The 18,043-nt window shown below is 60.0% G+C and carries 20 protein-coding genes; 13 read left to right on the forward strand and 7 right to left on the reverse strand.

Going from position 1 to position 18,043, the window contains the following annotated elements:
• The first annotated feature begins 83 nt into the window (after nucleotides 1-83).
• The 3 genes from JQ587_RS28450 to JQ587_RS28460 are packed head-to-tail and all read left to right on the forward strand — an operon-like array spanning nucleotide 84 to nucleotide 2,307.
• On the forward strand, nucleotides 84-1,124 hold the full coding sequence (locus JQ587_RS28450; protein WP_212427520.1) for an extracellular solute-binding protein: 1,041 nt from the start codon (nucleotides 84-86) through the stop codon (nucleotides 1,122-1,124).
• A gap of 33 nt (nucleotides 1,125-1,157) precedes the next feature.
• Nucleotides 1,158-1,562: a RidA family protein gene (locus tag JQ587_RS28455; RefSeq protein WP_212427521.1), complete on the forward strand. Its 405-nt coding sequence runs from the start codon at nucleotides 1,158-1,160 to the stop codon at nucleotides 1,560-1,562.
• A 37-nt stretch (nucleotides 1,563-1,599) separates the two neighbouring features.
• The gene (locus tag JQ587_RS28460; RefSeq protein WP_212427522.1) at nucleotides 1,600-2,307 is read left to right on the forward strand and encodes a GntR family transcriptional regulator; all 708 of its coding nucleotides are present in this window, start codon (nucleotides 1,600-1,602) and stop codon (nucleotides 2,305-2,307) included.
• 44 nt (nucleotides 2,308-2,351) lie between these two features.
• Here JQ587_RS28460 and JQ587_RS28465 read toward each other — a convergent pair whose 3' ends face one another.
• Both JQ587_RS28465 and JQ587_RS28470 read right to left on the reverse strand, forming a co-directional pair.
• On the reverse strand, nucleotides 2,352-2,753 hold the full coding sequence (locus JQ587_RS28465; protein WP_212427523.1) for a cupin domain-containing protein: 402 nt from the start codon (nucleotides 2,751-2,753) through the stop codon (nucleotides 2,352-2,354).
• 218 nt (nucleotides 2,754-2,971) lie between these two features.
• The gene (locus JQ587_RS28470; protein ID WP_212427524.1) at nucleotides 2,972-3,916 is read right to left on the reverse strand and encodes a LysR family transcriptional regulator; all 945 of its coding nucleotides are present in this window, start codon (nucleotides 3,914-3,916) and stop codon (nucleotides 2,972-2,974) included.
• 147 nt (nucleotides 3,917-4,063) lie between these two features.
• On the opposite strand from JQ587_RS28470, the gene torT reads away from it, so the two are divergent.
• The 6 genes from torT to JQ587_RS28500 all read left to right on the forward strand — a co-directional run bounded on the left by torT (nucleotide 4,064) and on the right by JQ587_RS28500 (nucleotide 11,160).
• Nucleotides 4,064-5,167, forward strand: a complete 1,104-nt coding sequence (gene torT, locus JQ587_RS28475) for a TMAO reductase system periplasmic protein TorT (RefSeq protein WP_212427525.1) — start codon at nucleotides 4,064-4,066, stop codon at nucleotides 5,165-5,167.
• 40 nt (nucleotides 5,168-5,207) lie between these two features.
• Nucleotides 5,208-6,746: a sugar ABC transporter ATP-binding protein gene (locus JQ587_RS28480; protein ID WP_212427526.1), complete on the forward strand. Its 1,539-nt coding sequence runs from the start codon at nucleotides 5,208-5,210 to the stop codon at nucleotides 6,744-6,746.
• Nucleotides 6,715-7,764: an ABC transporter permease gene (locus JQ587_RS28485; protein ID WP_212427527.1), complete on the forward strand. Its 1,050-nt coding sequence runs from the start codon at nucleotides 6,715-6,717 to the stop codon at nucleotides 7,762-7,764. Before JQ587_RS28480 ends, JQ587_RS28485 begins: the two co-directional genes overlap by 32 nt.
• A 96-nt stretch (nucleotides 7,765-7,860) precedes the next feature.
• Nucleotides 7,861-8,796, forward strand: a complete 936-nt coding sequence (locus tag JQ587_RS28490; protein ID WP_212427528.1) for a VOC family protein — start codon at nucleotides 7,861-7,863, stop codon at nucleotides 8,794-8,796.
• 52 nt (nucleotides 8,797-8,848) lie between these two features.
• Nucleotides 8,849-10,378: an aldehyde dehydrogenase family protein gene (locus JQ587_RS28495; protein ID WP_212427529.1), complete on the forward strand. Its 1,530-nt coding sequence runs from the start codon at nucleotides 8,849-8,851 to the stop codon at nucleotides 10,376-10,378.
• Between the two features lie 32 nt (nucleotides 10,379-10,410).
• Complete coding sequence (locus tag JQ587_RS28500) at nucleotides 10,411-11,160, forward strand: RraA family protein (RefSeq protein WP_212427530.1); 750 nt, start codon at nucleotides 10,411-10,413, stop codon at nucleotides 11,158-11,160.
• A 461-nt stretch (nucleotides 11,161-11,621) separates the two neighbouring features.
• Here the strand turns inward: JQ587_RS28500 and JQ587_RS28505 are convergent, their stop codons facing one another.
• Complete coding sequence (locus JQ587_RS28505; RefSeq protein WP_212427531.1) at nucleotides 11,622-11,996, reverse strand: winged helix-turn-helix transcriptional regulator; 375 nt, start codon at nucleotides 11,994-11,996, stop codon at nucleotides 11,622-11,624.
• Between the two features lie 241 nt (nucleotides 11,997-12,237).
• Between JQ587_RS28505 and JQ587_RS28510 the strand changes: the two genes are divergently transcribed.
• Entirely contained in the window at nucleotides 12,238-12,945 is a 708-nt protein-coding gene (locus tag JQ587_RS28510) for an SDR family NAD(P)-dependent oxidoreductase (RefSeq protein ID WP_212427532.1), read from the forward strand.
• Between the two features lie 86 nt (nucleotides 12,946-13,031).
• On the opposite strand, the gene JQ587_RS28515 is transcribed toward JQ587_RS28510, so the two are convergent.
• Nucleotides 13,032-13,316, reverse strand: a complete 285-nt coding sequence (locus JQ587_RS28515) for a hypothetical protein (protein ID WP_212427533.1) — start codon at nucleotides 13,314-13,316, stop codon at nucleotides 13,032-13,034.
• Here JQ587_RS28515 and JQ587_RS28520 point away from each other — a divergent pair.
• On the forward strand, nucleotides 13,315-13,698 hold the full coding sequence (locus tag JQ587_RS28520) for a hypothetical protein (RefSeq protein ID WP_212427534.1): 384 nt from the start codon (nucleotides 13,315-13,317) through the stop codon (nucleotides 13,696-13,698). The two genes, JQ587_RS28515 and JQ587_RS28520, sit on opposite strands and share 2 nt — an antisense overlap.
• On the opposite strand, the gene JQ587_RS28525 is transcribed toward JQ587_RS28520, so the two are convergent.
• On the reverse strand, nucleotides 13,695-13,850 hold the full coding sequence (locus JQ587_RS28525) for a hypothetical protein (RefSeq protein WP_212427535.1): 156 nt from the start codon (nucleotides 13,848-13,850) through the stop codon (nucleotides 13,695-13,697). The genes JQ587_RS28520 and JQ587_RS28525 overlap by 4 nt on opposite strands.
• Before the next feature lie 196 nt (nucleotides 13,851-14,046).
• Between JQ587_RS28525 and JQ587_RS28530 the strand changes: the two genes are divergently transcribed.
• Complete coding sequence (locus tag JQ587_RS28530) at nucleotides 14,047-14,457, forward strand: MarR family winged helix-turn-helix transcriptional regulator (protein WP_249154566.1); 411 nt, start codon at nucleotides 14,047-14,049, stop codon at nucleotides 14,455-14,457.
• A gap of 101 nt (nucleotides 14,458-14,558) precedes the next feature.
• Nucleotides 14,559-15,989, forward strand: coding sequence for an MFS transporter (locus JQ587_RS28535; protein ID WP_212427537.1), 1,431 nt, complete (start codon nucleotides 14,559-14,561; stop codon nucleotides 15,987-15,989).
• Nucleotides 15,990-16,473: 484 nt separating this feature from the next.
• Here JQ587_RS28535 and JQ587_RS28540 read toward each other — a convergent pair whose 3' ends face one another.
• Nucleotides 16,474-17,244, reverse strand: a complete 771-nt coding sequence (locus tag JQ587_RS28540) for an SDR family NAD(P)-dependent oxidoreductase (RefSeq protein WP_212427538.1) — start codon at nucleotides 17,242-17,244, stop codon at nucleotides 16,474-16,476.
• The gene (locus JQ587_RS28545) at nucleotides 17,244-18,041 is read right to left on the reverse strand and encodes an SDR family oxidoreductase (protein WP_212427539.1); all 798 of its coding nucleotides are present in this window, start codon (nucleotides 18,039-18,041) and stop codon (nucleotides 17,244-17,246) included. Before JQ587_RS28545 ends, JQ587_RS28540 begins: the two co-directional genes overlap by 1 nt.
• Nucleotides 18,042-18,043: the final 2 nt, after the last annotated feature.

The following is an 18,043-nucleotide window of genomic DNA, read 5'->3' on the forward strand; positions in this document are numbered from 1 at the left end:
ACGCGTGCAGTGAACTTGTCAATCACAACAAAATTTGGCAATACGACATCATCAGTGAAATTTTACTGTTCGGAGGGTTACGGATGAAGGCAGGATCGATCAGCCGCCGCGCGGCACTAACCTCACTGGCCTCCGCCGCCGCCATGGTTGGCCCGCTGGGGCGCCTCCAGGCCCAGGAGACCAAGCTTTCCGTCAGCTGGTATCCGGGGCTGCTCGGAGCCAACTTCCGTCGCTCATTCCTTGATACCTTCGCGGACAAGGATCGTGTTGTCGTGACCGAATCCTTCGACAGTCCACGATTCACCCAGATGCAAGCGAGCCGGGCTAAGCCGAATACGGATGTCGCTGCCTTCATCGACGTTTTGATGCCACTGGTCGCGCGTTCGGGTCTCGTGTCGAAGCTCGATGCCGCGCGGATTCCGAACCTCGCCAATGTCGATCCCGCGCTGATGACATGGGACGGCTTTGCCGTGCCTGCGGCCTACGGTAGCTGGGGCATCGTCTACAACGCGAAGTGGGTCAGCAAGCCGATCGTCTCTTGGGGGGACCTACTGCGCGACGATCTCAAGGGGCACGTGACGCACCCGAACGTGACATACAACTCCTCGATCTATTCGCTGGACGCGTTTGCTCGCTTGGGTAACGGAGATCTGCGCTCTCCGGAGGCAGGTATGAAGTCGATCCGCCAGATCCGGCTTTCCGGTCCTGGGCTCTGGGAGCAAGACAGTATCGCCGTTGGTTGGCTTAAGACCGAGGAAATCTGGGCGACGCCATATTTCAGTGGCAGCGTGCTCGCGCTCATGCAGGACAAGGATGTCCCGGATCTGAGGTTCGTGGTGCCGAGCGAGGGAGCTTATGCGGTCCCGCTCAACGTTGCTAAGGTCGCCAATGCGCCCAACGGTGCGCTGGCCGATGGTTTCATCGATCACATTCTGGGCGAAGCGGCCCAGAATGCCTGGACCATCAACGGCCGGACCCGCCCTGCCAACCGCAACGTTGCCGTCTCCGCGGAGATTGCCGCGTCAGTGCCCGAAATCGGCAAACTCAGGCGGATCGATTGGGACTACTTCTCCCAGAATCGCGCCGCACTGGTGGCAAGCTGGAACGACATCGTGAACCGCTAATCCCTATTTTGAACCCCGAGGAGCTGGATCGCGATGTCCAAGATCAAACGCCCCATTAGTCCTGATGTTTCGGAGCCGGCCACCGGGCTCTGGTCGAACTGCCTGTTGGTGGACGGGATCGCCTATCTTTCCGGAATGACCGCGCGCGACAAGTCCATGCAGGCGGTCGCCGGTCTCGACGAATATGAGCAGGCCCGGATCATCTTCGGCAAGCTCAAAGGCATGGTCGAGGCTGCTGGCGGCGCCATGGCCGATGTCGTCAAGCTCACCATCTTCGTGACCGACATTTCCAGGCGGGAACTGGTCTGGAAGGCGCGGCGCGAGTTCTTCACCGGAGACTTTCCCGCGTGTTCGCTGGTCCAGGTCGCGGCGCTTGCAGATCCTTCGATTAATGTAGAGATTGAGGGAGTTGCCCATATCGGGGCCAGCCGCGTATGAGCTGCGGTGGATATTGAGTCGATCGGGAGTCGTGCTGATGCCGAGCAGTCGCCATTCGAGGGGGGGCGCCACGATCGCGTCGTCTGGCGATGGCGCGCGAAAGTCGAAGACGAGCCTGAAACAGGCTGCTTACAACGAGATTCGCCGCTTGATTGTGACGCTGCAGTTCGCGCCTGGTGAGCGCGTCAACGAGCAGATAGTGAGCGAGCGAATCGGGATCGGCAAGACACCAGTGCGTCAGGCGTTGCAGATGCTGAGCACGCAGGGATTAGTGCAGATCATTCCCCGCAAGGGCATCAGAATCGTGCCTGATACCCTGCATGACGCGCTGAGCGTGCTGGAGGCGCGGAGCGCCATCGAGGGCGAGCTTGCCCGTTTCGCTGCCCAGCGCGCCGACCCGAAGATTCTTGATCAGATCGAGCAGAATCTCTCGTCGAGCCGCCGTGCACTCAAGCAGAAGGATTTTGAGGCGTTCACCCGCGCTGACCGTGGCTTTCATGAGATTGTGGCCATCGCGGCCGGCAATGCCATTCTCTCGGAGACGCTGAACGCCCTGCACGATCGAATCGCCAGGATCTGGCATCTGCGAACATGGAAGCTGGATCATCTGGAGAAGACCCAGGAGGAGCATACTGCGGTATTCCGCGCCATCGCCGCTCGGGATGCTGATACGGCCGCTTCCGCCATGCGCACGCATCTCGATACGCTACGCAAGAGCATCGTCGACGCCCGCATCGTCACCTGAGAGGCGCCGTTAGCGTTGCGCCGCGTAGTCTCCCGCGCCAGCCTTCACTTCTTATTTGCGAGGAAGCCCCCGATGCTCTGGTCGGTGTGGAAGCTCGGCTTCTCGTAATAGTGCGGACCGTCGTAGATTTCGATCAGCATGCTGCGCTTGCGGGCCAGAGTCGGTCCGTGAGGATGGTCCTTGGGATTCATGTAGAAGGAGCCGGGGACAAGGACGAGCTTGCTGTCCGTATATTCGTATTCGCCCTCGATGCAGTACATGAACTGGTTCGAGGCATGTGAATGCTTGACCGGCACGCCGCCGCCCTCGCGGAAATCAAGCGCTGCCATGCTCGCGCCTGTCTGTGGATTCTTCCAGAAGAAGAACTGACGAAACCCGTAGTCTGGAAAGTCGATCCACTGGTCCGGCGCCACATCCTTGAGCTGGATCAGCAATTCTTCGGTCATGGATCGCTCCTATTTGTAAAATTTCACGGAACGCTACATCATCGGCGTAACGCGGGTCAATTTACAAAACGAGCCGATCGATCTCATTATTCGTGAAGTTTTTCAAGCAATCTGAGGTGACGACAGTCGGATTGCGCCTTGCGGGCGCGCATCCGTGGTGATTCGACCGAGTCACGGTGACGAGAGGGAAACTGGAGCAGGTTCTCTCATGTGGTCGCTCAAGTCGATGCAGTCCGTTCGGCGCCCAAACGCAAAATCTCCGAGCTGGCAAGCTGCATGAGCTTCCGCGTCAGCCGGTGAGAATTGGTCTGTGGGCGATCAACCATCCAGACGAGGCCGACGTGTAGCTGTATACCCGGAACCTCCAGATGAAGTTCACACAGATTGGGGAAGTGCCTGGCAAGCGAACGCGTCAGGAACCCTATCGAATCGGTCAGCTGCAATGTGCCGATATTCGTCATGGTCGACGTGGAGTTGACGTTCGTGTGCAGAATGCGGGTGCCATGACGTGAGAAAGCTGCATCGATGGCGCCGCGTGTCATCGTCGTGGGGGGCGGAAGCACCATCGAGAATCTTTCGATATCGCGCCAGCTCAACGAGCCGACGTCTTGCAACGGGTGCCCGTTTCGTGCGACCGCGATGATCTGTTCGTCCATCAACACTTCTGTCGCGTATTCTGAGCCTAGGGGGTGTTGGGGCAGCGTCCCGACGATGATGTCGAACTCGCCGACTCGCAGTCCTGGCAGCAGCTCGTCCATCGTCCCCTCACGTATGAAGACGGAGGTTGATACGTCTTCCTGTTCGAGCTTGGCGACGAACCGCGGGATGAGGTGAACGGCCGCTGCCGGCAGCACGCCAAGCGAGATGTGGCCGACCCGTCCCTCGCGCATGTCGCGGAGGTCTTTTTCGGCATCCGCGAGCTTGGCCATGATCTCTCGGGCGCAGCCGACCAGCCGCTCGCCATATTCGGTCGGTTCGATACCGCGGCTCGATCTCTTGAAGAGTGTGAGGTCCATCGCCGCTTCCATGGCCGCAAGTCTCTTGGAGACCGCGGGTTGGGTGATGTGCAGGTAGGTTGCGGCGCGTTGGACGCTACGATAAGTGTCAAGCGCGATCAGTAGCCTTAAGTGATTGAGATTCAAACTGGTTCTGAGGAACAGCACATCGGAGCCTCATAGCTGAACATAACCATTAGGTTATAGAAGTGGCGATAATCTATCAATTGACTTCATACCTCGGCGAGCACCTACTTCTCGACATCGCTTGGAAATTGAGCGGGCCGGCGCAATGGCGCCTCGGCAGCGATCTCAATGGTCGATCAGGCAAGGGGGCGCGTCGTGAAGTCAGGTTTGAGGATCGCAATTGCAGCCTGCACCGGTTTCATGTTGGGAGCTTTTCTTACGCCGGCGGGCGCCAGGGAGTGGTATCCTCTCCCGATCAAGGGGAAGAGAGTCGACGACAAAGAGGGGCGGTTCGAGTACACGCCGCTCAGCGCCATCGCGAAGGCTGGAAAAAATTGGTTGATCTGTGTGTCCTTCCCGCACATGAAGGATCCATTCTTCCTCGCAGCCAACTACGGCATCGTTGACGAGGCCAAGAAGCTCGGTGTCAGCGTTCAGACCTTCGACGCTGGAGGTTACACGGAGCTCGGAAAGCAGATTTCGCAGATTGAGGACTGTGTCGCGGGTGGAGCTGACGCCCTGATCATGGTCGCGATCGCGCGGGATAGCATGGACAACATCCTGACCGAGCTGAAACGCAAAAACATCCCGGTCGTCGACGCCATCAACGGCGTGTCGTCGAAGGACACCGCCGTGCGCATTCTGACGAGCCCGTATGATGAAGGGCTTCGTGCAGGTCACTACCTGGCTGCAAAGCATCCGCAGGGCGGTAAGGAGGTAAACGTCGCCTGGCTCCCAGGGCCGGCAGGTGCGGGTTTCGTCATCGCCTTCGACAATGGCTTCTGTGAGGGCATCAAGGATAGCGCGGTAAAGGTCATTGAGGCCAAATACGGCGACATCGGCAGGGAAGTCCAGGCGCGTCTCGTGGAGGATATTCTGCAGACGCACAAGGACATTGACTACGTCGTCGGCACGGCCGTGATGGTTGAAGGCGCCTATCCTTTGCTGCGGGCCCGCGGCGTCGAAGACAAGGTGAAGCTCGTCTCGGTTTACACGACGCCTGGAATCTACGACTTCCTCAAGAGCGGGGGCATCGAGGCGGGCGCCTCGCCGGTCGTCTCGACAGCTCGCATCGCACTCGATGAGGCCGTGCGCCTCCTCGAAAAGAAGGTCGAGTATGCCGACGTCGGCACGATCGGCAAGGTCTACTCCAAGCCCGATATCGGCACGCTCGATCGAGCGACCGTGCTGGCGCCGGCCGACTACCGGCCCGTGTTCTCGTACAAGCCGTAGACCTCGAGCCCATAGGCAAAGGTTTCGCGAGGCCGTCTCGATGTCGACGTCAACACCGGCCCAGTTAGCACGCGCCATCGACGCGCAGCGAACAGTGCTGCGCGTTAAGGGCTTGAGCCGACGTTACGGTCAGTTGGTCGCGCTTGAGGGCGTCTCGCTCGACGTGCTACCTGTTGAGGTGCATGTGCTGTTCGGAGAGAACGGCGCAGGAAAGTCGACGCTCATCTCGATCGTAGCCGGCGCACAGGAGCCAAGTGCGGGATCGATCGAGGGCCACGGGCGGCCTTGTCGGTTTGACTCGGTCGCCACGGCACGAGCCCACGGGGTTCGCGCCGTGTTCCAGGAATTTTCCCTCGTCCCGCATTTGTCGGTTGCGGAGAATGTCACTTTGGGCGAGGAACCGCTCAACGGGTGGCGCCTGCTGTCGAAGGGGCCCGAACGGGCGAGTGTGCAAGGTCTGATCGACCAGTTCGGCTTTGATCTCGATGCCGGTGCACGCGTCTCGGCGCTCGCCCGCGGCAAGCAGCAGATGGTCGAAATCTGCAAGGCCCTCAAGCGAATGCCGAAGCTCTTGATCCTCGATGAGCCGACGGCCTCGCTGTCGGGACGCGATACACAGGCACTTCTTGCGTTGGTCTGGCGGTTGAAGGAGGAAGGGACCGCGATCATCTATGTCACGCATCGGATGCACGAGATTTCGCTCCTGGGAGACCGCGTGACGGTCTTGCGTGAAGGTCGGTTCGTCAAGACGGTACCGGCCGACACGTCCAGCGATGAGCTCATTCGGCTGATGTCCGGGCGCGAAATCGTCGCACTCTATCCCAAGCCAAGAGCCGAGGTTGGGCCGGTCCGACTGTCGCTGGAGAACGTGACGCTGGCCCCGCAGCCTGGCGTGATGCAGGTGACGAATGCGAGCGTCGAGGTCCGGGCTGGCGAGATCGTCGGGCTCGCGGGGCTCGTCGGATCCGGCAAGAGCGAGTTTGCCCAAGCCTGCTTCGGATTGAGAAGGCTTACGGAGGGGCGCGTCCTGATCGAAGGGGTGCCTGTCTCAATCAAGGGCCCGGCAGATGCGATCCGTCATAAGCTTTGGTATTCGCCGGCTGATCGCAAGCATGACGGTTTGATGCTGGAACGCAATTCGCGTGAAAACATCGCCTTATCGGGTCTGGCGGCGGGGCCATCGCGGGGAAGCTGGCTCAGGCCATGGCAAGAAGTAGCCTATCTGTCGGAACTCGCGAGCGCCGTGGATCTCTCGGCGGGGCGCCTGAACCATCGGGTCGCGACGCTGTCCGGCGGGAACCAGCAGAAGGTCTTGCTGGCGAAGAGCCTCGTTCAGGACGTCAAGGTATTCGTGTTCGACGAGCCGACTGTCGGCGTCGATATCGGCGCCTGCATGTCCATCTACCGCTGCCTGTCGGAGCTGAGCGCGCGCGGCGCGGCTGTTCTACTGGTCTCTTCGAACCTGCCCGAGTTGATGGGGCTGACACATCGTCTTCTGGTCATGAGTGGAGGACGTCTGGTCGGCGAGTTTAAGCGCGGAGCCTTCGATGAGCGTCGCATCCTTGAGCGGTTCTTTTGAAAGGGAGGGGCGGTTGAGCAGCGTCGTGCCTGATATCGTGGATCAGCCTGTCAGGCGACGCACCGAGGTTTTTCGGCGGCTGATCGTCAACCGCCAGGCAATCGCGCTCCCAGCCATGTTTGTTGTCGCTTCGGTCGTGTTCACGCTCGGTTCGCCGAACTTCGGCACGCTCAACAACCTAACGAATGTCGCGCGGCAATCGGTTTATCTGCTGATTATTTCACTTGGCCAATTGATCGTGATCGTCGGAGGCGGACTCGATCTGTCGGTCGGCTCTGTTGTCTCGCTGACCTCGGTCGCAAGCGCGATGATGTCCGTGGTGTTCGCGGCGTGTCCGGACACTCCACTGCTGGCTCTTGCGGCAGGACTTGGCACCGGCGTCCTAATTGGTGCTCTGGTCGGAACAATCAACGGGGTGGGCGTCAGCGTCTTCCGAATTGCACCCTTCATGATGACGCTCGGCATATCTTCCGTCCTCTTCGGCACTACGTTGCTTGTTTCGGGTGGCGTTCCCGTCTACGGCATGCCGCCTCTGCTTGGTGAGATCTTCGGCTTTGGACGCCTCGCGGGATTTCCGGTTCCGGCGATCGTGGCTCTGCTCTTGGTCGCAGTAACCTATATCGTTCTCGAGTGGACGCGCTTTGGACGCTATCTCTATGCAACGGGAGGCAATGCGCGGGCAGCCGAGCTGTCCGGTGTCCGTACGCATCGCGTCTGTATCGCGGCCTTTATGCTTTCGGGTGTCCTGGCGGCCATCTCGGGACTGCTTTTGACTGCGCGGTTGGGGACCGGTGGGGCCAACGTCGGCGCCAGCATGCCCCTGGACTCGATCGCGGCCTGCGTCATCTCCGGTGTTAGTCTGAGCGGTGGCCAGGGCAGAACGCTCACGGTAGTGCTTGGCACTCTTCTGATCATCATCGTCCAGAATGGACTCAACCTCATGCAGGTCGGAGCCTACGCTCAATCGATCGCGACAGGCGGCATTCTCATTCTCGCAATGGCGCTGGCACGTCGATAGCGTGCTGGTGGTCCCTGGTGGCTGGCTAATGCGCACAAGCTCGGTAACGGATGAACCCTAAATCACGATCGCCTTCCGAACAGAGGGATGAAAACGATGCCCAAAGCCATCGATCTTGCCTACGTCGCGTATCAGGTGACCGATCTCGACCTGATGGAATCGTTCATGCACGATTTCGGACTGGTCACGGCACAACGACGCGATGATTTGCTCTTTCTACGCGGCGCCGGTTCTGCGCCCTTCGTTCACGTCAGCCTTCTTGGTGCGGAAAGCAGGTTCCTGGGCGGGGGCCTGCGGATGGCCAGCCGGGCGGATCTCGAAGAGCTTGCGTCGATGCCGGGGTCGTCTGCCGTGGAAGAAGTCAAGGACTGGCCCGGAGGCGGTTGGCGCGTCCGCATGATTGCGCCGGATGGCTTTGTCATCGACGCGCTCTGGGGGCAGGAGGAGGTCGTGCCGCTGCCGCATCGTCGGAGGTATCCCGTGAACTGGGGCGACAGCAAGGAACGCGTCAATGTCTCATTGAGGCCCAGACGCGAGGCTGGCCTCGTTCTTCGGCTTGGGCATTTTGTCCTGCGCGTGACCAGCCACGCGGAAACGCTGGCCTGGTTCAAGAGCCGCTTCGGACTCCTGACGTCGGATGTGATGTGCGTTCCTGGCGACGGTAGCAAGATCATCGGAACGTTCGTGCGGTTTGATCTCGGGGACAAGCCGGTCGATCACCATTGCCTGTTAATCAACGAGGCGTCCGAGATCGGCGTTCATCACTGCAGCTTCGAGATGCAGGATATCGACGCGGTCATGGGGGCACATGATCATCTGGTCAGCAGGGGCCACAAGCTCGACGTCGGCGTCGGCAGGCACCTGATTGGCAGCCAGATATTCGACTATTGGCGTGATCCGTTTGGCTTTCGTGTCGAGCACTACACGGACGGGGACGTGGCCGACCACAGCTACAAGGGGCTCAACTACCAGGTCTCTGCCGAGGACACGACGCAGTGGGGAACGGATCCGACACCGGATTTCTTCCACTGATTTTCGATGGCTTCGTCGAAATCCCGAACGATCGCGCAAGCAGGAAAGATAGATGTTCAAGACTAGCGATGTACTGAAGAAATTCGAGATCGGAGCCGTGCAGGCGGGCGCGCACTCGTTGCCCCAGGGCTGGTCCCAGACGCAGGGCCGGCGCACCTTCGATGCTGTCTGCCCGGCCGACGAAACCGTCACGGTGAAAATCGCCGGAGCCACAGCCCAAGACTACGAGAACATCATAAGCGATGCCGCGGCGGCGCAGGTCAAGTGGAGGATGGTGCCCCCACCGCGCCGAGGAGAATTTGTCGCGCGTATCGGCAGACTGGTCGAAGAGCACATCGGCGACTTGGCCGCGCTGGTCGTGTTGGACACCGGCAAGTCCATCATCGAGGCGACGAGTGAACTTCGGGAGGTCGTCGACATGGCGGCCCTGGCCGCTGGACAAGCGCGCATGCTCTACGGATTTACCCAGCAATCTCAGCGCTACAAACACAGAATGTACGACCAGTGGCTCCCGCTCGGTCTGGTCGGCGTCATCTCGGCCTATAATTTCCCGGCGGCAGTCTGGGCGCAAAACGGTTTTCTGGCCGCGATTGGTGGAAATGTCGTGATCTGGAAACCCAGTCCCAAAGTGCCGGTCACCGCGCTCGGATTGCAGCACCTCTGCAACATTGCCATGAAGGAGTTTGGCTTCGAAGGCGTCTTTTCACTGTTCCTGCCTGAGGACAACGAGACGGCCGAACTGCTGGTGAAGGACAAGCGAATTGCGCTGGTTTCGTTCACGGGCTCGAGCAAGGTCGGCCAAAGAGTAGCGGGACTCGTAGGATCCACGCTCGGCCGGCGATACATGCTGGAGTGTTCGGGCAACAACGGTTGCATTGTCGATGAGACTGCAGACCTTAAGCTTGCCGCTCGCAGCATCACTTTCGGTGCAGTGGGAACCACAGGTCAGCGCTGCACGAGCACCCGGCGGATCATCGCCCACCGATCGGTCGCGGGTCCGCTAGTCGACTTGTTGACTCGCTCCTTTGAACAGATCGAGGTCGGCGATCCGCGGGATGAAGGTACTGTTGTCGGCCCCCTTGTCGATCGGGCGGCCGTTGAGCAGTTCGAAGCCACAGTGAAGCAGGCCGTCGAACTTGGAGGGCAGGTCGTTTGCGGCGGTAAGCGGATTGTTCGCCCGGGTTACTACGTCGAACCGACAATCATAGTCAATGTCAGGCCCAACTGGCCTTGCGCTCAACACGAAACCTTTGCACCGATCTTGTTTGTTATGGAGTATGAGACCATCGAGCAAGCCATTCATATCCACAACAACGTGCGACAGGGACTGGCCTCGGGTATTCACAGCGCAAGCTTGGCAAACATAGAGCTGTTTCTCTCCGCCGCAGGAAGCGACTGTGGAATCGCAAAGGTGAACATGGGGACAACCGGCGCCGACATTGGCGCAGCTTTCGGCGGGGAGAAGGAAACGGGCGGAGGTAGAACGGCCGGTTCGGATTCTTGGAAAAGCTACATGCGACGACAGAGCGTGTGCATCAATTGGGGAGGGGAGTCACCCTGGGACAAGCGGATCAGCTTGTAGGCGATGGTTAAGCTACGTAAAGGAGCAGATGGGTGACTTTCACCGATGTCTCGCAGATCACACCACTCGACGCGGATTTGTGCAGGAAGCTCGCTCGTTGTGGCGCTGCAAATCTGTCAAATATCTTGTTGAAGAGGGGCTTCCGCAACACCTTTTTGCTCGGGCTTAGGCCGATATCGCATGATATGGCCCCGATGGTAGGACCTGCCTTCACTATGCGCTGGATCCCTGCGCGCGAGGACGTGGACAGCATGGCCCTCTACTCGCGTGAGGACAGCCTTCATCGGCGGGCGATCGAGGAATGCCCGCCAGGAGCGGTTCTTGTCATGAGTACAGGGAGCGATTCGCGAGCATCATGCATGGGTGACATGATGGCGTTGCGATTGAAGATGCGCGGCGTGGCCGGCGTGGTGACCGATGGTGGCTTTCGCGACGCGCCGGGGATCCGATCCAGCGGACTGTCATGTTTCGAGCGGGAGAGTTCGGGGCCTGCCACGCCGATCTGGCTACATCCGACCGAACTCAATACACCGATTGGCTGCGCTGGCGTCGCGATCTATCCAGGTGATATCATCGTCGGTGATGGTGAGGGTATCGTGGCGATCCCGCGTAGTCTGGCGCGTGACGTGGCGGAAGAAGCTGTTCTGATTGCCGAGTATGAAGTCTTTGTCGCTATGCATCTGCGGCGTGGTCGTTCTATATTCGGTCTGTTTCCGGCAACCAATGACAGTGCAGCAGAGTATCAAAAATGGTTGGAAGACGGTCGTCCCGACGCGCAGTGATCTGGCAAGCGAATTGAGCAGGTTTTGGTCGACATGATTGCGGAATCAGCCCCTTGACCTTGACCTTGACCTGATAGCGGACGGCGCGCTGACCCTAGCGGCGTCAGGGCCGAATTTGTGGGTATTGGGATGCAGCGTGCTCGGCTCATCTGCAGGCTGAACGGCCCGCATTTTTCTGGAGGATCGGGCATTCTGTCCTAGCCTAGCTGTCTCCGGGGACGGAACGACGCGTTGACCCCCACTTCTGAGGGCATACCCGGAGGGTTACGCCAACCATCATGCGGGGTTGTTCGAGATGGTGCCAGGGGTGGACCGCTATGGTCACCAGCGATGTCGAAACGCTCACAAGTCATCCGGTCAGGTGCCTCGCCACCTACGCCACCGACAACAGAGACAAGTTCCGGATCTGAGCTGGGAATGGGCGCCGGCCGGAAGGCTTAGCGCCCCTCTTGCACGTCGTTCTATCGATTGCCTGCATCGTAGCGTGCATTTGCCTCGTCGATCCGGTCGAGATGCTCGATCGCCCACTGCCCGAGCGTCAGCACAGGGTCTGCGAGCGAATGCCCCATCTCCGTCAGCCGGTAGTCAACCCTCGGCGGAATGCTCGGTGTGACGATGCGTTCCACCAAACCGTCCCGTTCAAGATTTCTCAACGTCAGCGCCAGCATCCTCTGCGAGATGTCGTTGATCTCCCGCTTCAAGGCCGAGAAACGTTTCTGCTCACGGATCAGCGTGACAATGATCAAGACGCTCCATTTGTCGCCGACATGCGACAGTACCCTTTTGACCTTGTGACATCGCTCGTCGCCGAGCGTGAGCGGATCGATTACATCCATGTAACCTCGGTATGCTTATTGTGCCGTCTTGCACACGTCTCACAGTTCCTATCATAACATAGTCACACAAAAGAACTGACGATTCAGGAGAGAGTCGTCTGCTGCTCATCAACGCCGGATCGACTGCGGCCTCGATCTCACGCGCCTTGGAACTGCTGCGGCTCGTACCTCCCGACCAAACAGGCTGGAGCAAAGGCCGACGTGAGAGCATTCGCAACTCGGCACGGCAGAGGACGGAATCATGAACAAGACCATTGCCATTGTTGGAGCAGGACCAGGGTTGGGCCTGTCGATCGCCAAGCGCTTCGGGCGAGAAGGCTTTCAGGTTGCGTTGGTAGCAAGAAACAAGGAAAAGCTCGACGCTCTCGTCGCCGAGCTAAGGAGCCACGGCATTGCCGTCGAACGTTTCGCCGGAGATGTGACCGACGAGACGTCCCTCAAACAGGCCTTCCAGTTCATCGAACAGTGCTTTGGCCACATCGACGTTCTTGAATACAGTCCGATCGCCATTCCGGCCGATCCCGCGGGCTTTGCCGAACTCGAAGTCACCGCTATGACGCCGGCCGTCGTAAAGCATCACTTCGAAATCATGGCGCTCGGCGCGGTCGCCAGCGTCCAGCAGGCGCTACCTGAAATGTTGGCGCGTGGGAGCGGTACGATCATTCTCACCATGGGTGCTGCAGCGAAAGGCTTCATGCCCATGGCCGGAGCGTGGGGCGTAGCCGGTTCGGCGGTGCGCAACTACGCCCGCACGCTGGGTAACGCCGTTCGCGGCAAGGGAGTCCATGTCGCCGCTGTCGCGCTCGGTGTTTTCGTGAGCAAGGATGATCCTTTCGGCGATCCCGACCGTCTGGCGGATCGCTATTACGCTCTCTACCAGGACGGCAAGTCGGCCGAGCTGTTCATCAATCATCTGCCACCGGAGATGATCGAACTCGACAAGGGCTGAGGCCGACTGCCGAGCAAAGTGACGAGCGCTGATGGCACAGCCTTGGGCTAGTGTGGGCGCCCTATCGGCCTCCTTCGGACGAAGCGTCAGCGCGGGGCAAAATAGCGGATCGCCGAGCCAATCCATTCGGGCGCATGCCAGTCTGGATGCACCGCCGTGATCTCGGGCATGAGTCGCACGGCGAATTCCTCGTCATCCTTCGCATTCGGTAAGCCTTCCGCCACGCGGGCCGCGATGTCGGTTATACAGTCGCGGATGTCGACCAGAATACCGCGGTCACGAATGGCGCCGTGTCCGGGAACGACGATTCGCGGATCAAGCGCAATGCAGTCATCCAGAATCCCGACCCAATTAGCTGCATCGACGTCCATGTCATGCGGCGGAAACCACGCGAAAAACCGGAAACGTATTTTTCTCGGCGAGATCGCCTGTGAACAGGACGCGCTCCGCCGGAAGAAATACGACCTGATCGCCCTGTGTATGAACGTTTCGCCGCCGGGTCCTGAGTTGCACTGTCCAGCCCCCGAGAGCGAGTTCGAACAGGTCTCCGTCGTAAAGCCAGTCCGCTTCGACGAGCCGGGTGTCGACGAGAGCGGCGGTGGCAGCCGGCCCAATTCCGCGAAACATCTCCAGAAAGTGCTGGCCCTTGTCCGCCAACTCCAGCGCCTGCACACGGTTTTAGAAGATCTCGGCCACGCCCCTGAACGCTTCCACTCCGAAACCGTGCTCTGGATGGAAATAGGTGAGGGTTAGATAGAGCTTCCGCTTGCCAGCCAGCCGAAGGCGGCCGCGAGAACGGCTTCACCGCTCATCCGCCCCATGCCGCAATCAACGACGAGAGCGACCTCTTCATCGAAGATGATCCCGATATTGGAGACGACGGGGACGCGGTGATCCTCGATCACGAAAACGCCTGGAGCGATCTCACGTGGATCGGAGGCGTTAACCACGTCTCCCGGTTCTGGATTGGTACGCCACCCATCGAAGATGCATCCCTTTGTCGATTGACATTTTTTACAGTTAATATGTACAGTTTAATTGTAATATTAGGATGGCATCATGCTCTCAGATTCTCAGAATCAAGATTCCAGGCGCGCACCGATGCTGGCCGCTCGCCTGCGGAAGGTGGTGGGTGTGCTGCGGCGACGCATGCTGCGGGAGGCCGGCATCGGGGAGTTGACGACCGCCCAAGGCTCCGTGCTGCTCCGTCTCGAACAGAATGGAGCCGGCACGGTCTCCGCTCTTGCACGAGCGGAAGGCGTAACCCCGCAATCGATGCGGATCACGGTCGCTGCCCTTCAGGCCGCCGGACATGTCACGGGTCGGCCCGACGCCTGCGACAGACGGCAAACGATCATCTCGCTGACAAAGGGTTACCGGCGCTGGATGAGCGAAGCGCGGACGATCAGACAGGACTGGATGGTACGACGCATCGAGATGATGCTCACGCCACGCGAACAGGAGACCCTGGCGACGACACTGTCGCTACTCGACCGCCTCGGCGAGGACTGATCGATGATGGTTCGCTTTCGAAACCGGTGCAGACGGTGTTCGCCACAAGCTCTGATCTCGCACCGATCTTCATCGCTTGGCGCTGTCAATAGAGAGTGGACGTGACCTCACCACAGCCATCACCAGCAGGGGAAGAGCCTCTCAGTTCGACTGTCTGGAAGGTCGCGGCCGTGGCGTCGCTCGGCTCCTTCCTCGCGCAACTCGACGCGACCACGGCCAATGTCGCGTTGCCAAGCCTCGTCGTGGACCTGAACAGTTCGATCGCCGTCGTCCAATGGGTCGTCACCGGCTATCTTCTAGCCTTGATCCTGGTCTTGCCCCTCAGCGGCCATCTAGTCGGCCGGATCGGCGCTAGGGCGGTCTATCTCGTATGTTTCGCGGGCTTCGCGCTGACCTCGACCCTGTGCGGACTCGCTTGGTCGGCCTCATCGCTCGTTGCCTTTCGGGTGCTACAAGGACTGAGCGGAGGCTTGCTCGCGCCGATGGCGCAGATGATGATCGCGCGCGTTGCCGGCAATCAGATGGCGCGTGTCGCAGGCTATGCGGCCATACCCATTTTGCTCGGTCCGATCCTCGGTCCCATTCTGGCCAGCGGCCTCCTGCATTATCTGTCCTGGCGCTGGCTGTTCTTCGCCACTGCGCTCATCGCCGCCGGCGCCATAGTTCTTGCTCTGGCCTTCGTTCCTCCCGATTGCGAGGAGGACATGCGCCGGCAACCAATGGATTGGGTCGGCCTGATCCTGTTGTCCCCGGGACTGGCACTGCTGCTCTATTCCCTTGATCATGCACACAATGCCATGGGCCTGGCCCTCCTCGGCGCGGCACTAATCATGTTGATCTCGTTCGTCGCCGTGGCTCGCGCAAAGGGAAGCCGGGCACTGATCGATATCCACCTATTCGCACATCCGCCGTTCCGCGCTGCGGCGATCTCCCAATTTCTTACGAACGGTATCAACTTTGCTGGCCAGATGCTGCTTCCCATGTTCCTTATCCTGGGCTGTGGGCTGCCGCCCGGCGAAATCGGCTGGCTCATGGCGCCGCTTGGTGCGGGGATGATGTGCGCCTATCCCTCGGTGGGGCGCGTCATAGAGCGCTTCGGAATCAGGTCCTCTGCAGCAACCGGCGCGGTTCTTTCGCTTACTGCGATGCTGTTGCTGGCGGGCACGGCAAGCCTCGGACTTACACCCCTTCTGCTGATGCCAAGTCTCTTCCTTCTGGGCGTGGGCCAGGGCGCGGTCGGTTTGTCATCGATGACCGCAGCCTATACGATGATTGCGAAGAGCGACTTGCCCATGGCGACGACGTCTCTCAACATCTGCCAACGGCTCGGTGGCCCGGTTCTGACAACTCTCAGCGCTTTCTTCCTTGAAAGGCAACTCGCGACGAAAGGCCCCGGCCCGACACCACTCGGCGCGTTTTCGAGCAGTTTCCTGCTGCTCGGTTCCGTTCTCGTTCTTTGCGCCTTCGTGACATTGCTCCTGCCGAAGGCGGCGACAAGCGAACCCACGGCTCTTTTCGACCGAACAGACTGACACTCACGTGCGCACTTGGTATCGCACGGATGAAACTCGTTAGATTGCGGGCGCGTAGTCGATGATGCAAGGCGTCGAAACGGTGCAGTACCTCCATCCGCAATGCTAATGGGCGCCATATCCATCTGGACTAGTCAGGCGTCGCTACGGTGCGCATTCCCACCGAACTACTGATCAAGACTCCATCCCATCTCCTCAGTCAAGCGACCAGCCCTGGCTGAATCGACCGCGTTATTGTTGATCGCAACGATCCGGCAGCCGAGCAACCTTTCGGCACAGATGGCGACCTGAAACATGACATCATGCCCGTCGTATGAAAGACCGACATGGTGCCTGATTCGCCATACCCAGCCGACCGGCCGCTTCCATACGATATACGCCGTCAGCAGCGACAGACGTCTTGATGGTCAGACGATGCGCTAAGGGCGCCCAAGCGGATTCAAAAGGAAGCGGCACCTGGCTCTTCGATCAGGCACCACCCGCATCAGATGGCGCGGCTGTGCACGGGCGCACGGCCGCCGCCATCTGCGACCAGCACAGTGCCGCTCACGAACGAGGCCTCGTCGGAGGCAAGAAAGAGGCAGCAGGCCGCGATCTCGGTTGGCTGCGCCATTCTTCCAAGCGCGATACGCTTGGCGGTCGCCTCGAACTCGACTTCGGCCGAAGAACCATTTTTCCCCGCGGCGAGTTGCATTTCATACTCGCTCATCGGCGTGCGGACCCATCCCGGCGCAACCGCGTTCGCACGCACCCCATAAATCCCGCCTGCATAGGCCAGCGAGCGGGTGTAGGATACCAACGCCGCCTTGCTGGCCGCATAGCTGACGCTATCCGGGTTGGAATTGAACGCCGCAACCGACGCCACGTTCACGATGGTACCCCCCTTTCGCTGCAACAACGGCAGGGCCGCGCGACACACGACCATCGTTCCCGTGACGTTGACAGCGAAGGTGTTGGCCCAATTCTCGTCGGTGACAGTCTCTGGACGATCTGGCACGATGATTCCGGCGGCGTTGACGACGATATCGAGCCGCCCATCGCAGGCCTGCAGCGCAGCCTCAACATCGTCAGCGCGAGTGACGTCACCATGAACTGCCTTGGCTCTGATCTGCGCGGCGAGATCGCCAAGCAGCGATCCGCCCAGTCCGAAGGCGACGATACTTGCGCCGTGATTGGCAAACAGTTCGGCGGTCGCGCGGCCAATGCCGGTAGCTGCACCGGTGATCAGCGCACGGCGCCCCTTGAGCCGCTCCATCAATTGCCTCCCCATTGCCGCTCGACGGCAAAGCCGGTTTCCGGGAGCGTCGAGCCGCCATCGACAACAATGGTTTGCCCCGTCACATACTTCGCCTGCAGCGACGCCAGATAGAGCATGGCGAATGCGACGTCATCTGCTTCACCCATGTGCCCCATCGGCACGAAGTGCGCGATGCGCTGCGCGTTCTCCGGCTGGCTCATGGTACCGCCGGGCTTTGCGATGAAACCTGCTTCCACACCGTTGATAGTGATGCCATCCCGGGCAAGTTCAAACGCTGCACCGCGCACGAACGCATTCACGGCCGCTTTTGCTGCCGAATAGTGTGCGCCGCCGCCCATGGCCACGCGAGCCGACACCGATGACGTCACCAAAATGCGCCCCGTGTTGGTGCGCTTCATATGCGGAACTGCTGCCTGAGCCAACCAGATCGCCGCATTTAGGTTGAGGGTCAATACTTCGTCCAGTTTGTCTTGATCGAGTTCTTCCAGCGACGCCCAAGGACACCCACCAGCATTGTGCACCAGAATATCAAGTCGACCATGTCGACTAGCGACTTGATCGACCAGTCTCCGCAGACTATCGCGGTCGAGACGCTCGAACGGCTCAACCTCGACCCCGAGCTGCCGCTCCTTTAAGGTCGTGGCCAGCGTCTCGGCCACCTCAAGCGTTCGATTGGCCGCGACCACAGTCGCACCGGCTTCCGCGAAGCGCGTAACGATCGCGGCACCGATACCCCGGCCACCTCCGGTGACGAGCGCGACCTTTCCAGTCAGGCTGAATGGCTGGATGCTCACGT

The organism is Bradyrhizobium manausense, assembly GCF_018130615.1.
GTDB lineage: Bacteria > Pseudomonadota > Alphaproteobacteria > Rhizobiales > Xanthobacteraceae > Bradyrhizobium > Bradyrhizobium manausense_A.

Excerpts from the sequence above, each read along its gene's own strand:
- JQ587_RS28510 (WP_212427532.1), top strand. The coding sequence starts at position 12,238 with ATGAACAAGACCATTGCCATTGTTGGAGCAGGACCAGGGTTGGGCCTG.
- JQ587_RS28460 (WP_212427522.1), top strand. The coding sequence starts at position 1,600 with ATGCCGAGCAGTCGCCATTCGAGGGGGGGCGCCACGATCGCGTCGTCT.
- JQ587_RS28505 (WP_212427531.1), bottom strand. The coding sequence starts at position 11,996 with ATGGATGTAATCGATCCGCTCACGCTCGGCGACGAGCGATGTCACAAG.
- JQ587_RS28490 (WP_212427528.1), top strand. The coding sequence starts at position 7,861 with ATGCCCAAAGCCATCGATCTTGCCTACGTCGCGTATCAGGTGACCGAT.
- JQ587_RS28530 (WP_249154566.1), top strand. The coding sequence starts at position 14,047 with ATGCTGGCCGCTCGCCTGCGGAAGGTGGTGGGTGTGCTGCGGCGACGC.
- JQ587_RS28480 (WP_212427526.1), top strand. The coding sequence starts at position 5,208 with ATGTCGACGTCAACACCGGCCCAGTTAGCACGCGCCATCGACGCGCAG.
- JQ587_RS28450 (WP_212427520.1), top strand. The coding sequence starts at position 84 with ATGAAGGCAGGATCGATCAGCCGCCGCGCGGCACTAACCTCACTGGCC.
- torT (WP_212427525.1), top strand. The coding sequence starts at position 4,064 with ATGGTCGATCAGGCAAGGGGGCGCGTCGTGAAGTCAGGTTTGAGGATC.
- JQ587_RS28495 (WP_212427529.1), top strand. The coding sequence starts at position 8,849 with ATGTTCAAGACTAGCGATGTACTGAAGAAATTCGAGATCGGAGCCGTG.
- JQ587_RS28520 (WP_212427534.1), top strand. The coding sequence starts at position 13,315 with ATGTCATGCGGCGGAAACCACGCGAAAAACCGGAAACGTATTTTTCTC.
- JQ587_RS28540 (WP_212427538.1), bottom strand. The coding sequence starts at position 17,244 with ATGGAGCGGCTCAAGGGGCGCCGTGCGCTGATCACCGGTGCAGCTACC.
- JQ587_RS28465 (WP_212427523.1), bottom strand. The coding sequence starts at position 2,753 with ATGACCGAAGAATTGCTGATCCAGCTCAAGGATGTGGCGCCGGACCAG.
- JQ587_RS28455 (WP_212427521.1), top strand. The coding sequence starts at position 1,158 with ATGTCCAAGATCAAACGCCCCATTAGTCCTGATGTTTCGGAGCCGGCC.
- JQ587_RS28485 (WP_212427527.1), top strand. The coding sequence starts at position 6,715 with ATGAGCGTCGCATCCTTGAGCGGTTCTTTTGAAAGGGAGGGGCGGTTG.
- JQ587_RS28515 (WP_212427533.1), bottom strand. The coding sequence starts at position 13,316 with ATGGACGTCGATGCAGCTAATTGGGTCGGGATTCTGGATGACTGCATT.